Source organism: Methanimicrococcus stummii (assembly GCF_032594435.1).
GTDB lineage: Archaea > Halobacteriota > Methanosarcinia > Methanosarcinales > Methanosarcinaceae > Methanimicrococcus > Methanimicrococcus stummii.
This window is the reverse complement of the sequence record NZ_CP131062.1, coordinates 1,310,593-1,323,674: the sequence shown is the minus strand read 5'-3', so window position 1 is coordinate 1,323,674 and position 13,082 is coordinate 1,310,593. Positions and strand designations below refer to the sequence as shown.

Sequence of the window (13,082 nt, the reverse complement as noted above, 5' to 3'; positions counted from 1 at the left end):
AAAAACAAAATGAATCTCAATTTCATCAAATATCATCTAAATTGAGATTGTCGTCTTTGCTTTTAATGACTTCAAAGCGGCGCTGCTTCGGCATTTCGATGGCATGATCGTCATCTTTTTTACTGATCTCAATGTCTTCCGCATCGATTTCTTCATCGACCGTCAGCAAATGAACTTCGCCGTCTTCGTCTTCATACGCCATTTTCGCGTCTTTGAGTAAAATCACATAATCGGCGGAATTTTTCAAGGCGATTGAAAAGCCCGGCTGAATGCCGAAAATAATTGTTTCTTTTCCCTTTTCATTCGCTTTGTTGAGAAGCGGTTTAAAATCGGCATCACGCGTGACAATTGCAATCGTGTCGATGTTTTCGTTGTAAACCAATTCCATGCCTTCAACGGCGAGGCGAACATCCACGTCGCTGGAACAAATAATCGGCTCCAAACCGTGATTTTCGATCGCTTCAATCAATTTGTTAGACGCGTATTGGTTAATGAAAACCTTTCCGATTTTCACGTTGCCGTATTCTTTAAGAGCGTTTTTAATTTCATAAAGGTCAACGTTAAACTCCTTGCGAATCACGTTCGGGCCGTCAACCAAGAGGCCGATCCGTTTTCGTTCGTTTTCCTTTTTTGAAGATAAGTATTTTGTAATAGATCCGAATCCGGATTTTGTATTTGCCATAATTTCAAGACCCGTATAATGATTACTTGCCGGTCTCGCCTGACAGTGGCACAGCCGCACAATTCATATAATGACAACAATAACCGCAAAAGCGGAATGACACATAATAATAACTCAATATTTCCGTTTTCTTAAATATTGATAAAAAGATAATTGTTATTTTTCTTATTTTAATTGTTCCGTTTAAAAAATCCGATTGAAGAAGAAAATCTTCAAATTAAGTCTGCCGCCGAATGTTTTCGAACCGGTGCGCCCGTATTTTTTTTCGGCCGGAAATCAAAATATTTTTTCATCCGCCGCCCTTCTTTTCGCCGATAAAAGAAAAGTTCGCCGCCGTACGTTGAAAACAACGAATAAGCCGTTTCGAATTCTTTAAAATCCTCATCAACCAGCTCAATTAAATATTTCGCGTCAACGCTGAAAACTTCCAGCAAAACAACCTCACGAATGCGTTTTAGTTCTTCCGTCTTCGGTTCGTCTTCAAAATAAAGCGTATACCGAAGGCCCGGAAGCCAGCAGGCATACGTTCTTTTGAAATCCAAAACCACAATCGGAACACGAACGTCCTCAGGCGGTTTTAAATAACCTCTTCCGATATACGGCGACTCTGTCATTTCAGCATCACGAATGATAATTTTGTTTCATTTGATTTCTTAAACGGTTGCGGTAATAATAGCCGAATGCGAGGCCGACCAAGAGTCCGCTGAGATGCGCCGCGTGCGCAATCATGCTGCCGTCGCCGATGAACAAAACGCTGATCAGCGCGTAAAGCACGACCATGTATTTGATTTTCATCGGAATAACAAACACAAGAACCTGAAGATTCGGATTTATGACGGCAACCGCGCCCAAAACACCGAAAACCGCGCCGCTTGCGCCGACCAATCCGACGCCCGTATTTCCTTCAATTAAGACAAATCCGAGCGCGGCAACAATGCCGGATATCAAATACATCATCACGAAAGATTTGTTTCCGATTAACTTTTCCAAATATCGGCCGAAAGAATACAGCACAATCATGTTAAACAGAATGTGGAAAATATCCGTTGCGCTGTGGAGGAACATGTGTGTAATGAGTGTCCAAGGCCTTGCGATAATGTAGCTCCAATCGGAATACAAAACCATTGAATTATAAATGTATATGAGAATCGGATTGTCAAAAATGACCGCGCCAAGCGCAATCATCTGCATGAATGCGCAAATGAGAATAATTATGTAAGTCGGACTGCTTATGATTTTTTTCCAAAGCGGCGGTGATCGGGTTGCCGTGTAGCCGAAACGATGTTCGAACTGATCGTTATCGTAATAGTCCGCTTTCGGCGGATTTGTTTCTTTGGCGGCACCGCTGCCGTAAGTTTTTGTATAAACGCGCGTTCCGCCCATATTCACACCGCGCGGGTCGACAAAACAATTGTGATTTTGTCTTGAAATGTGATCGGAACAATATGTTTTTCCGCAAACGCTGCAAATTGACTGCGCCGTTTCCTCTTTTCCGCATGCTTGGCATCTTGTCATGATAAAACTCCGTTATTTGAAATCGGATTTGTTTAATCCGTTTCGATTTTAAATAAAACGCCTGTTCCTGCTAAAGTCAAATGCGTTTTGTCGCCGAGTCTTAAAACGTCGTCAAGCGTTGCGGTTGATTCCCAGTCGTAAACATAATCGTAAGGGCCGCGAACGAGATTAAATCCAAGCGACATCAGACGGCTGTTCACTTCCGACGGCGGAGAACAGTTTCCGTCACTGTTGTACCAGATTTGGAGATAAGTTTTCATGCTTCTTTATTTGCCCTCTTTATTTATTATCTTATTCTTCAAAATTAAAAAATAAAAAGACAGCCGAAACTCCGATTTATCGGCAGTTCGGCGGTTTTATTTAATTTTAGTTTAATTCAATTCGCTGAAATCGCGTCAAGCGCCTGAACAATCATTTTCCGATATTCCGAAAATTCCGGCATATAATGTTCGATCGCGTTTTTGATGTTTTCATTTGTTTCCGTCTCGGGTTCAGCGGCTCCGGCCGCTTCGACTGCAACAATCCGCTCATACGTTTTTTCAGCCGTTTCAAGCGTCCAAATGTTGCGGTCCTTTTCATCCGAATTTTGAATGTATTCCGGGCGAATCGAAAGAATCGTGTTGCCGTCATCCGTTTTAAACGACGTTACTTTTCCGACAATCGTCACAAACGACGGTGTTTGGGCTTCCGACAAAAAGCGGGCAGCTTCAGCTTGGTATTGCCCGGCGTAAACCGTAAACGTTCCGGTCGGATCCGAAATTCTGGCACGGTAATATTCCGCGCCTGTTCCGATATTTTCAACTTCCGTCAAAACGCCTGAAATCAGGATGCGGTTTGCTTTCGCGCCGGTCGGCGTCAGCACATACTGCGGCGCGTATTGTTCCTCTTCTTCGCGATAAACCAAATCTGAATCTTTCAATTCTTTCGCAAACATTCGAACGGCAATTTCTCTGAAATATCCCGGCATTTTAGATCACCTTGATTTCTTCAATTTCAAATTCATTTGTTTCAAACTCGGTTCCATTCTCGGTATCATCAAATGAGTTCAGCATTTTTTCAAACTCTTCAAAATCCGAATTTTTCAACTCATCGATTTTTTCATCAACACTCTCGCAATCATTTTCAAATTTTTCATCATTTTCATCAATTTCTTCTTTTTGATTTGTTTCCCGAACGAGTTCTTTCAGCCAAAAAATCTTCTCAACATCCGCGGGTTCCGCGCGTTCAACATTTTCGGCGATGATGTAGCGGTCGGTTTTCGCGCCTCTGACGCTGTAATATTTGCCGATGAATTCTTGTTTTATAATATCGTTAATACATTCGGGATCCAAAGTTTCCGTCGTCATTGAAACGGCGCTTTCCAAATCCAAATTCAAGAGTTTTTGCGTTAATTCGCAATTGATAATTGTTTCATACGCTTCGATACCGTCATCGAATACGGCTTTGATACGCAAATCATATTTTCCTTTGACTTTGCCGTGTTCGGCGCATATGCCTTTTGACATGACTTTATTGCATTCCGGACATCTTCGAATCAATCCCGATCCTGCCTGAATGTCAACGGCGCAGCCGCGCACTTCAAACGAAGACGGCTTCGCAATGATTTCTTCATCAATTTCTTCGACTTTTCCGGCGCGGTTCACTTCAACGGAAAAATTGCCGTTCCATTCTTTTGTGATGACATTTTTGAATAAATATGACTTTCCGGCTTCGATATTTTCAATTTCCGCCGTTTTCCAAACGGTAAAACGCATCGTTCCGGTTTCGTCACCGAGAACGCCGGCAAACGAGATGCTTTCATGCGTTTTTTCAAAAATTTGAACGACATTCGCTTTCAAATCCGTCCAAATTCCGCCTTCCCGAAGTTCGGCAACCGTTCTGATTTCGTTTGTTCTGTCTTTTGCATCGCCGGCTGCGTTTTCATTTGATTTGACGGTTTCAATTTCTGTTTCCGAAACCGAGATTAAAGACGCTTTGTTCAATGTAATTCCGGCTTTGTCGTTCCATGATTTAACGACCACGTTTTTGAAATCATATGTTTTGTTGAGTTCGAGCGGCTCAATTTCCGTGTTGCTCCAAATCGTAAATTTAACAATTCCTGTTTCGTCTCCGACCAAACCGACTTGCGCGATGCTTTCATGGCTTTTTTCCCAGATTTGAATGACTTTTCCCTTCAAATTTACCCAAGTGTCGGGCATGTTAATCATTTCCGAAATCTCGGCAATCTTTTTGGTTGCCGCCGTTCCTTTTCCTGCGAAAACTTTGGTTTTTGAAATGTCATACTTTTTCAAGAACGCGTTTGTAACGCTTCGCTGAGCTTCCGCGGCCGGAACTTTAAAAATATTCATCATTTCTTTTAATTTCGTTTCGATTTCTTCGGCGGAAACCTCCGCTCCGTTTTCTTCAAGAAGTTTGTGAATTGCGGCCGCGCGTTCAGAAATATCATTTGAAATATTGTTGTCGTTATTGTTTTTGAATTGAATTGATTCCTGCGAATCCATGAGTCCTGTTTCGTTCATGTCTGTCACCTTTTAGACCTCCGGTTATTTTCGATTTATTTGACAGTTTTTGGGAGGCAGGACACTTTAAAACTCGAAAATATAAAGGGAGGAGCGAAGCCGAGTGAAAGTATTAATCAAATTTTGCTCGCTGCGCTCGCAAAATTTCAGGGGCGCGTTGAGGGTGGTGTTTGCAGAAAATTGTTCGCTTCGCGAACAATTTTGATGGCTTCGCCGTCGATTGGGGGCGGTGTCGGCAGAAAAACCGACTTGCTTCGCTCGCGGTTTTTTATGGCTTCGCCTTGTAAAACAGTTACGGATTAGCAGCCTTGGCAGGACGGGCAGAAAAGACAGTTGCAGAATGAGACTCGGCAGGGACAGAATGAAATAAAACAATCAGTTTTCCGGGTCGTATTCCGCTTTTTTGATTCGCATTTTTTCTTTTTGTTTATAATATTCTCGGACGATTGCATAAATGCAAATCGGAATAATCAAAAGATGAATCAGCGGCAAATGCGTTATTAAAATTAATATCGCCATCAGTATCGCAAATAAAAGAATGAAAATGCGCTTCGGATTTTGGAGGAATTTTTTCCATCTCTGTCCGAGCGGATTTCGTGCGGCTTCAAGTCCGTCTTTTTTCGCTTCTTTTATTATTTCATAAATAAATAAAATAAAAAGAAAAACAATGACGGCAACGATTAATATTAGTATAGCAATATCAGTCGTCATCGTTCTCATCTTCTTTTGACGGCGGTGTTTTTATTTTTTCATTTTCCGCTTCCAAAATTCCTTTTTTGACGGCATTCTTTACAATATAGTAAAGCACAATCATAAAAATTGCAACCGGAATCAAATACAAAAGCAGTACCAGAAATATTAACAAAATTTCAGCAACGGCAAACATTTTTACACATCTTTTTCTTTTTCAATTTTTAATTCGATTGCTGCGGTTTTCATCGCTTTTTGAACAGCTTTCCCGATTATAAAATAAAGCGGAATCAATGATAACAAAAACGGAATCATGAATGACAGATATTGTTCCGGATCGAATCCTATATGTTCTGTAATCGGAATCATTTTATCAGTTTCATTTAATTTAACATGTTATATTAATCATTCGTGCTTCACAACACAATTCGAAAGCCCCGTAATTTCAACAATGTCGCCGTTGTCCGGACTGTGAATAATCATTTGACCTTTCTTTAAATAAGGCACTCTTTTTTCATATTCAAGCGGCACTTTAACGGCGTTAATCGCCGCGTCGTTATTGAGATTCAAAACGATTTTTGTATTGACCTGTTTCAAAATTTCGGTTTCAATGTCCTGCGGATCTTGCGTAATCAGGAACAAGCCGAGTCCTTCTTTTCGACCTTGTTTCGCGGCTTCGGCGAATTTCGAAATGATTTTGCCAGACAGTGTTCCCGCGGAACTTGAAAGGTAGCGGTGGGCTTCGTCGAGCACCAAAATAATCGGCGTGTTTTTCACGTCTTCGTCGCCGGATGTGCTGAGTTTGTTGTCAACGATTACCGTCATCATCGTGAGAACAATCAAATCGCGGATGCGGGAATTGTTGATGTATTCCGTCGGGAAAACGGAGACTTGTCCCGGTTTGAAAACGGTTTTGAACAATTCCGAAATCGGTTTCGCGTCTTTATCGAAAATGCGCTCGTAAGTTTTGTTGAGCGCTTTTCTGACAATTCCGCCGTAGGAGGACTCGTGAATCTTGTCGGTTTCTTCGGTATAATGTTCTTTATTGAACGGATCTTCAACGAATTCCTTAAAACCGACATATGTCGGCGTTTGGTTTTTGGCTTTCGCATTTTTGAAATAATCGGCGATGAGAATTTCAAGACCGTTGCGTTGGTTTTCCGTGAGTTCTGCCGATTCCAAAATCCACGGATTGTACTGAACAAACGAAAACGGAATCGTAAATTCAACCTGCTCCGCCCTTGATTTTCCGGCGTAGCGCTCGCCGTCGACTTTCGCGGTAAACGTTTTTGTATTGCGGATGCCGCCGTAAGCGACTTTTTCGGAATCGAAATTAAATCTGTCGGCATCAGTCAGCGTATTGTCTTCATACAATTGAGAATATTCATCCTGCGGATCCATGACCACAAGACACGGCATATTTTGAATGCTGTGATCGCTGCGCTGTCTGTAACGGCTGTTTTCCGTCTCAAATTGGCGCAAAATATTTTTGGTCAAAAACGTCTTTCCCGTTCCGGTGCTGCCGCAAACGAGCATGTGGCGGAAAATGAGCGGGTCGCCCGAGGAGTAATCGTTTCTCATGTAATAAGCCACCGTCGGCGGAGATGATCGGGTTTTGACAAGTTCGCCGCCGACACTGAGATGACCCAAGAAAATTCCTTCTTTGGGGATATTCAAGCCGGTTTGAACCATTTCTTTATCAAAAACAGGGAGAATCGGCGTTGTCGGTTTCGGGATTCTGTCCGCCATCCGTCTTTCGAGTCCGCCGTTTTTCTTTTCGTATAAAATGCAAATCGGATCAATTTGAGCAAGCAATTTATAATCTTCTTCATGAATGCGCCTCGCGCTTGTTTTATCCGAAAGCATTCGGCCGGCATGAATTTCCGTCGCGTCATCAACGGTAAATTCCTGGCGGTATTGAAGTTTCGTGAATTTGGCGAACAAATTTTCATTCTCGTAAGGCACAATTACATACGTTCCGAGGCGCACTTTTTCTCTTTGAGCCGCGGCGATGTATCCGATAATTTTTGACCCGGTTCCGGCAATTTCAATCGGCTCAACGCCGGTTGTGACAATTCCGTACGCTTCTTTTATTTCATCGGATTGCCCGGCTTGTTCAGCTTCCGTTTTGGTTGAATTTTCCGAAACGCTTCCATTTTCATTCCTTTCATTTCCGGATTCCATATTTTCCAAATCTTTTTCAAACTGATTAAAATCAAATTCATCAGACTTTTTTTCAAACTGCTCAAAACTCATCTAAATCTCCCCATCGAATTTCGTTATATGATTTTTCCGCCATATCTTTCGTGAATAATTCTTTAATTTCCCTTTTCTCATCGACGCTGATTTTCGCAATCGAATCCGCTTTTAAAAGCGTTTCCGGAATCTTTCCGACAGCCAATTCAAACAATATTTTTTTCGTTATCTTTCGCCTCATGTCGTCGTCTTTGACGAGGCCGTATAAACTTTCAATCTTAAACACAATTTTATTTCCGTCCACAGGAACGCGAACCATAAAGAAAACCGGCAGATAATCGTCTTTTTCAAATTTACCGTTCAACGATTCGTCAACAAGCGGCGAATTGGTTTTCATTTCATTGTCATAAACCTGATTCGGCTGAATGAACCAATTCGAATACGTTATTTTGAATCGGCTTTCACCGTTCTCCTTTTCAGGCTTCAGGAACGATTTGAACAGCTGCGTGTCGGTCGCCCACGGCAGTTCCGTAAATATTTTTTCGTCCTTTGCTTTTTCCCGAAGCAAATTAATAACCTGAGTCTCCGCCGGATTTTTTACAAAACCGACGACCGGCATTTTATTTTCCAAATGAAAATCCATGATGTCAATATAATTCTGAAGAATCTTTTTCGCATTCCGATCATGCCGAATGAGCACTTTATCGGAATTCGTCCCCATCCAATACATCAATTGTTTCGGATAAATCGGGCCGTCCATAATCATAAAACCGGATTTGTCCATGTCCGGCTGCGTCCATAAAATATGTTCGGATTCGGACGCGTAAATCGAATAATCATGAACCATTCGGCCGGCTCTGATTTTTAACATCGACGGATCGATTTGAATCACTTTGCTTCGCCCGAACCCTTCGTCAAACGTTTTCCAGCCGGTGCTTTCGGGAAGTTTCGTCTTATTTCCCGACGAAAATCCCGCGCAGACAATCGTTCGTTTGCGGTGCAGATTTAAATCCGTCGGCGTGGACGCCATTGCCGAGTGGCAGATGTCTAAAAAAAGTCCGCGCTCGAAAAGAATCGGGTTCGTGCTGCCGCTGTCCGAAGAATAAGTCATTTTGAATTCGTCTTCCGTCAAACTCATTTTCCGGGTGTCGACCGCGGATCTGAAAAGTTTGCCGATTGACTTTAAGATAATTTTATCGTCTCTTCGAAGTTCCGATAAAAGTTTGAAAATTTCAAAAATATCCTGCGACTCTTTTTCCGTGTTTGAATACTCAATTTCTGAAACAATGTCAGAGATTTCTTTCATGTGAACAGGCTCAAGAGTCATATGAAAGGACAAACGCTGTTTAAATATAAAAGTTCTTCAAGCGCGGTGAAAGTGGTTTCCGGAATGGCCGGGTTTTAAACTTTTTTAATAATTGTTTTTAAAATAATTTCTTTAAAAATTATGTAAATCTATTTATAAAAATAACCCCTTTCTATTTTAACGGATTATCCGGAGGATTAAATATGGCTGTAAATTATATTGAATTGCCTTATGAAACAGACGCGTTGGAACCCGTTATCACAAAACGGACGATTGAATTTCACTACGGCAAGCACTTAAAAACTTATGTCGACAAAACGAATGATTTAATCAAAGGCACCGAATTTGAAAATATGTCTTTAGAAGACATTGTCAAAAAAGCGGACGGCGCGCTTTTCAACAACGCCGGCCAAGTTCTCAATCACAATTTATATTTCATGCAGTTTGAGCCGCAAGGCAGCGGAAAACCCATCGGCAAACTGGAAAAAGCGATTGATGAAACCTTCGGCTCGTTTGAAAATTTCACCAAAGAATTTGAAGCCGCAGGCATCAGTCTGTTCGGCTCCGGCTGGGTCTTTTTAATCAAAGACAAAGACGGCAAACTCTCAATAGAAAAAGGACAAAACGCCGAAAATCCGATTACAAAAGGCATGAAAACCGTTTTAGTCATTGATGTCTGGGAACACGCCTATTATTTAGATTACCAAAACAGACGCGCTGATTATTTGAAGCTCGTTTGGAATATTATTGACTGGGACGAAGCCGAAAAAAGATTTGAAGTTTAATTGCCGAAATATCGGCAATTCTTTTTTTGTTTTAGATTTATTTTTTGTTTATTTTTGTTTTAGTCATTATATTTCCAAAGAACATATGCCGCAAACAATCCGAATGCTGCAATCATCAAGAAAAAAAGATAATCTGCAAGCGGAACGCCGCCGGCATTCAGGTTTTTCCATGTGATATATTCATGTCCTGAAAGTTCTTCCGTTATGTCATTTTTATCGGCGTCAAATATTTTGATATGGCCAAACCAATGTCCGCCGAAATAATAATCTTCGTAATTGTAAACATCAATGAAATTCGGCTCTTCAATCTCTTTTTCAAAATATGTTTCCGGGTCAACAGTTGAATACGCGACATATTCGTAAGATGCAGCAGGTTCCGTGCAATTGATGCCGCCGATTAAGATGTATATTCTTTTGTTTTCGACCGTCACCGGAAAATTTCCGATCGGCGCGGTTTTTTCAAATGTTATGTCTGAGACGCGCCATTTTTGATTCATTCCCTTGGAAAGCGCCGCCATTCCGACAACGGATTCGTCATTTTTATCCGTAAACAAAACAGCCGTATATTTGTCAAATCGTTTTGTTTCAATGACTTGAATCTGAATTTCTCCGTTCGCGTAGTCGGTTAATTCATTTTCCAAATTACTGAAATTATGCCGAATCGGATAAATCGAAGAATACAAAAAGACCGCCGAAACAATAATTGCAGCCGTTATGAGAATGGAAACAATTTTGCAGGTGTCAAGTTTCATGATTTTCATTCCTCTTCTTCTTTCTTTTCAGGCGCAATCCAAAACGCCCACGCGATAAAAAATCCGAGAATCAAAATTGCCGATGCCGCGAATAATGTATGCCGTCAGCTTATTCCAATTGAGTTTTTTGCGAGTTTTTGATTCTGCCATTTCAAATTCGTTCCTTTTTTATTTTTTTAAATGTAATTGCCGAATCTATATAATCTTTTTTTGTTTATCGTTCTGATTCAAAAGCAATATATAATATCTCAGCGGATTATATACATCTTAAATCTGTATTATTTCACTGACAAATTTGGTTACATGAGGTCGACCCTTATATGAAAATTGAAGAATGGGATGAATATCAAACTTTTATAAACGCGATCAGCGAAGCGGTTTCGAATATCTCTTCGCTGCCGTCTTTAACAAAAATAACGAGCCATGTGTTTAATGCAAGCGGCAAGAAGCTGCGCCCGTTGGTTATTACACTTTCATGCGGTGCCTGCGGCGGCGATTACAAGGAAGCAATCAACGCCTGCCTCGCGATTGAAGGCATTCACACGGCATCGTTGGTTCACGATGACATTTTGGACGAAGGCATGATGCGCCGCAATCAGCAGACGCTTCACACGCTTTACGGTCCGGCCGCGGCGATTTTGTGCGGCGACTTTTTGATTGCGAAAGCGATTGAATGGATTTCCGTTTACGAAAAGCAAATCGTTTGGGACTTTGGTCATTCCGGCGCGCTTCTTTCCGAAGGCGAAGTTCTGGATGCCGGAATCAAACGCGGCGAAATGACAATGGATGAATATACCGACTGCATTTACCGAAAGACCGCCGCGCTTTTTGAAATCAGCGCAAAAATCGGATCGCGCATCGCGATTCCGGGTGATGAGGAAACGATTGAAAAATTCGGCCGTTTCGGTTACGAATTCGGCATGGCTTACCAAATCATTGACGATTTGCTCGAAGATTTCGGCGTTTACGAAGACAAAGAATCAGGTGTCTTGTCCGACAGTCTTTTTTCCATTTACCTTCGTTCGATGGACGCGGATGACGCGGCCAAAGAAACGGTCGGCGTTGCCGAAGCTTACCTGCTTCGCGCCAAAGAAGAATTGTCAGGCGTTGCCGACTCGCCGTCCAAAGAAAAATTGTTCGCGCTTGTTGATTACGTGAACGATTTAATGGACAGCGTCAGATTTGCGCCGTCTCAAAGCTGATTTTCCCTTCTTTTTTATTTTCTTTTTTTAACGCCAGGCGCGTTTTATTGTTTTTGAAAAGCTGTGCGGCTCGCGTGCGGCGGCGCTGTCGATAGGCGCAGTAGTGCAATTTCCTCAGTTCCATTCCTCTTTTTTTATTTATTTCATTTTACTGTTTCTTTTTGCAACAGTTTTTATATGTGAAGTTTGACAATTTACGTTCACATTCAACGAGAGGTTTATTATGCAAATTTATGATTACAAAGTCGTTAAAATCAACGCCGATGTCGTTAACGGAAAAGTTGTTCTTGAAGCGACCGGTCCGCTTTCAATTGCGGCAAAGCCGATGATTAATAAAATCAACGCGGTTTTTCAGGAAGAAAAACCGATTGCTGTAACGGATGACAAGATTCTTTTCTCAACCTGGATTCCGGAAATTCCGAGCCCGGCTTTCAGCCGAATGATTAATTCTCAAATCGGATTTTCATTGCTCAACAAAAGAACACCGGACCAGCTTTCCGTCGGTGTGACACCACGCTGCCCGAACAAATGCATTCACTGCGGCGCCGCGGACATGATGGCGCCAAACAATGAAATGACGGTTGAAGAAATCAACAACGTCATTAATCAAGCGCTTGACATGGGCACTTATCTCATTACAATCGACGGCGGCGAGCCGATGGTTCGAAAAGATCTGCCGGAAATCATCGCAAACATTGACAAAACAAAGACAACGGTTTCCATGTTCACATCCGGCTTCCGCCTCAACGACGAGCGCGCCGCAGCGCTCAAAGACGCCGGCTTAACTTCTGTGAAAGTCAGTTTTGACAGCGCCGATCCCGAAATTCACGATAAATTCCGCGGCCGAAAGGGCGCGTTTGACGATGCCGTCGCCGCTGTGAAATCCGCGAAAAACGCAGGCATCCTGACGGACATGTATCTTACGATTTCACCGTACAACATCGACAACATTGATGATTTGTATCAAATGGCAACCGATCTCGGAATGGATGAAATGTCCATGACCGGAATCATCGCCGTCGGCAACTGGAAAGAGCACGAAGACGAAGTGATGACGCGCGTTGACGCAAAACGCTTAGAAGCCTTCCACAAAAGCAAAAACGCCGCCCTCGAAGGCCCGCGCGTGACTGCGCTGCCCTACCTTCTCGGCCCGGACATGTTCGGCTGCTTTGCCGGCAACCGCTGGATGCACGTCGCGTCCACAGGCGACGTTCTGCCGTGCCCGTACACGCCGCTTTCATTCGGAAACATTCGCGATGCGCCGCTTTCCAAAATCTGGTCCGACATGGGCAAATTCCCGGCTTACAAAAAACAGTCGATGGTTTGCCTCATGAGAGACCCCGAATTCCGCAAACAATATATTCATACAATTCCGAAAGACGCGCAATTGCCGTATTATTCGGGACCGAGAAAGAATTAATTCTTTCTCAACATT

The 13,082-nt window shown here is 42.4% G+C and carries 16 protein-coding genes; 3 read left to right on the top strand and 13 right to left on the bottom strand.

What is annotated here, in order from left to right:
* Positions 1-25: 25 nt before the first annotated feature.
* The 11 genes from MmiEs2_RS06450 to MmiEs2_RS06400 form a co-directional block, all read right to left on the bottom strand.
* Positions 26-682, bottom strand: coding sequence for a TIGR00288 family NYN domain-containing protein (locus tag MmiEs2_RS06450; protein WP_316559056.1), 657 nt, complete (start codon positions 680-682; stop codon positions 26-28).
* 212 nt (positions 683-894) lie between these two features.
* The gene (locus MmiEs2_RS06445; RefSeq protein WP_316559055.1) at positions 895-1,296 is read right to left on the bottom strand and encodes a hypothetical protein; all 402 of its coding nucleotides are present in this window, start codon (positions 1,294-1,296) and stop codon (positions 895-897) included.
* A gap of 7 nt (positions 1,297-1,303) precedes the next feature.
* Positions 1,304-2,197: a rhomboid family intramembrane serine protease gene (locus tag MmiEs2_RS06440; RefSeq protein WP_316559054.1), complete on the bottom strand. Its 894-nt coding sequence runs from the start codon at positions 2,195-2,197 to the stop codon at positions 1,304-1,306.
* A gap of 32 nt (positions 2,198-2,229) precedes the next feature.
* The gene (locus tag MmiEs2_RS06435) at positions 2,230-2,457 is read right to left on the bottom strand and encodes a hypothetical protein (protein WP_316559053.1); all 228 of its coding nucleotides are present in this window, start codon (positions 2,455-2,457) and stop codon (positions 2,230-2,232) included.
* Between the two features lie 116 nt (positions 2,458-2,573).
* A complete protein-coding gene (locus MmiEs2_RS06430; protein ID WP_316559052.1) occupies positions 2,574-3,164 on the bottom strand; it encodes a DNA-binding protein in 591 nt (196 codons plus the stop codon).
* A 1-nt stretch (position 3,165) separates the two neighbouring features.
* Positions 3,166-4,716, bottom strand: coding sequence for a replication protein A (locus MmiEs2_RS06425; protein WP_316559051.1), 1,551 nt, complete (start codon positions 4,714-4,716; stop codon positions 3,166-3,168).
* 375 nt (positions 4,717-5,091) lie between these two features.
* A complete protein-coding gene (locus MmiEs2_RS06420; protein WP_316559050.1) occupies positions 5,092-5,427 on the bottom strand; it encodes a hypothetical protein in 336 nt (111 codons plus the stop codon).
* Positions 5,417-5,530, bottom strand: coding sequence for a DUF6019 family protein (locus MmiEs2_RS06415; protein WP_316559049.1), 114 nt, complete (start codon positions 5,528-5,530; stop codon positions 5,417-5,419). Before MmiEs2_RS06415 ends, MmiEs2_RS06420 begins: the two co-directional genes overlap by 11 nt.
* Positions 5,531-5,604: 74 nt before the next feature.
* Complete coding sequence (locus MmiEs2_RS06410) at positions 5,605-5,775, bottom strand: hypothetical protein (protein ID WP_316559048.1); 171 nt, start codon at positions 5,773-5,775, stop codon at positions 5,605-5,607.
* Positions 5,776-5,811: 36 nt separating this feature from the next.
* The gene (locus tag MmiEs2_RS06405) at positions 5,812-7,662 is read right to left on the bottom strand and encodes an ATP-binding protein (RefSeq protein ID WP_316559047.1); all 1,851 of its coding nucleotides are present in this window, start codon (positions 7,660-7,662) and stop codon (positions 5,812-5,814) included.
* The gene (locus MmiEs2_RS06400) at positions 7,652-8,908 is read right to left on the bottom strand and encodes a DNA double-strand break repair nuclease NurA (RefSeq protein WP_316559046.1); all 1,257 of its coding nucleotides are present in this window, start codon (positions 8,906-8,908) and stop codon (positions 7,652-7,654) included. The genes MmiEs2_RS06405 and MmiEs2_RS06400 overlap by 11 nt, the downstream gene beginning before the upstream one ends.
* A gap of 203 nt (positions 8,909-9,111) precedes the next feature.
* Between MmiEs2_RS06400 and MmiEs2_RS06395 the strand changes: the two genes are divergently transcribed.
* On the top strand, positions 9,112-9,693 hold the full coding sequence (locus MmiEs2_RS06395; RefSeq protein ID WP_316559045.1) for a superoxide dismutase: 582 nt from the start codon (positions 9,112-9,114) through the stop codon (positions 9,691-9,693).
* Between the two features lie 59 nt (positions 9,694-9,752).
* On the opposite strand, the gene MmiEs2_RS06390 is transcribed toward MmiEs2_RS06395, so the two are convergent.
* Positions 9,753-10,454, bottom strand: a complete 702-nt coding sequence (locus MmiEs2_RS06390; RefSeq protein ID WP_316559044.1) for a hypothetical protein — start codon at positions 10,452-10,454, stop codon at positions 9,753-9,755.
* Between the two features lie 18 nt (positions 10,455-10,472).
* Positions 10,473-10,595 carry a hypothetical protein gene (locus MmiEs2_RS06385; protein ID WP_316559043.1) on the bottom strand — a complete coding sequence of 41 codons (123 nt, stop codon included), beginning with the start codon at positions 10,593-10,595 and terminating at the stop codon, positions 10,473-10,475.
* Between the two features lie 170 nt (positions 10,596-10,765).
* Here MmiEs2_RS06385 and MmiEs2_RS06380 point away from each other — a divergent pair, with 170 nt between their 5' ends.
* Together MmiEs2_RS06380 and MmiEs2_RS06375 are read left to right on the top strand one after the other, a co-directional pair.
* Positions 10,766-11,647, top strand: a complete 882-nt coding sequence (locus MmiEs2_RS06380; protein WP_316559042.1) for a polyprenyl synthetase family protein — start codon at positions 10,766-10,768, stop codon at positions 11,645-11,647.
* 223 nt (positions 11,648-11,870) lie between these two features.
* Positions 11,871-13,067, top strand: coding sequence for a radical SAM protein (locus MmiEs2_RS06375; RefSeq protein WP_316559041.1), 1,197 nt, complete (start codon positions 11,871-11,873; stop codon positions 13,065-13,067).
* Positions 13,068-13,082: the final 15 nt, after the last annotated feature.

Bases quoted from the DNA above. Each gene is read 5' to 3' on its own strand.
- MmiEs2_RS06450 (WP_316559056.1), bottom strand. From the start codon at position 682: ATGGCAAATACAAAATCCGGATTCGGATCTATTACAAAATACTTATCT.
- MmiEs2_RS06445 (WP_316559055.1), bottom strand. From the start codon at position 1,296: ATGACAGAGTCGCCGTATATCGGAAGAGGTTATTTAAAACCGCCTGAG.
- MmiEs2_RS06440 (WP_316559054.1), bottom strand. From the start codon at position 2,197: ATGACAAGATGCCAAGCATGCGGAAAAGAGGAAACGGCGCAGTCAATT.
- MmiEs2_RS06435 (WP_316559053.1), bottom strand. From the start codon at position 2,457: ATGAAAACTTATCTCCAAATCTGGTACAACAGTGACGGAAACTGTTCT.
- MmiEs2_RS06430 (WP_316559052.1), bottom strand. From the start codon at position 3,164: ATGCCGGGATATTTCAGAGAAATTGCCGTTCGAATGTTTGCGAAAGAA.
- MmiEs2_RS06425 (WP_316559051.1), bottom strand. From the start codon at position 4,716: ATGAACGAAACAGGACTCATGGATTCGCAGGAATCAATTCAATTCAAA.
- MmiEs2_RS06420 (WP_316559050.1), bottom strand. From the start codon at position 5,427: ATGACGACTGATATTGCTATACTAATATTAATCGTTGCCGTCATTGTT.
- MmiEs2_RS06415 (WP_316559049.1), bottom strand. From the start codon at position 5,530: ATGATTGTGCTTTACTATATTGTAAAGAATGCCGTCAAAAAAGGAATT.
- MmiEs2_RS06410 (WP_316559048.1), bottom strand. From the start codon at position 5,775: ATGATTCCGATTACAGAACATATAGGATTCGATCCGGAACAATATCTG.
- MmiEs2_RS06405 (WP_316559047.1), bottom strand. From the start codon at position 7,662: ATGAGTTTTGAGCAGTTTGAAAAAAAGTCTGATGAATTTGATTTTAAT.
- MmiEs2_RS06400 (WP_316559046.1), bottom strand. From the start codon at position 8,908: ATGAAAGAAATCTCTGACATTGTTTCAGAAATTGAGTATTCAAACACG.
- MmiEs2_RS06395 (WP_316559045.1), top strand. From the start codon at position 9,112: ATGGCTGTAAATTATATTGAATTGCCTTATGAAACAGACGCGTTGGAA.
- MmiEs2_RS06390 (WP_316559044.1), bottom strand. From the start codon at position 10,454: ATGAAAATCATGAAACTTGACACCTGCAAAATTGTTTCCATTCTCATA.
- MmiEs2_RS06385 (WP_316559043.1), bottom strand. From the start codon at position 10,595: ATGGCAGAATCAAAAACTCGCAAAAAACTCAATTGGAATAAGCTGACG.
- MmiEs2_RS06380 (WP_316559042.1), top strand. From the start codon at position 10,766: ATGAAAATTGAAGAATGGGATGAATATCAAACTTTTATAAACGCGATC.
- MmiEs2_RS06375 (WP_316559041.1), top strand. From the start codon at position 11,871: ATGCAAATTTATGATTACAAAGTCGTTAAAATCAACGCCGATGTCGTT.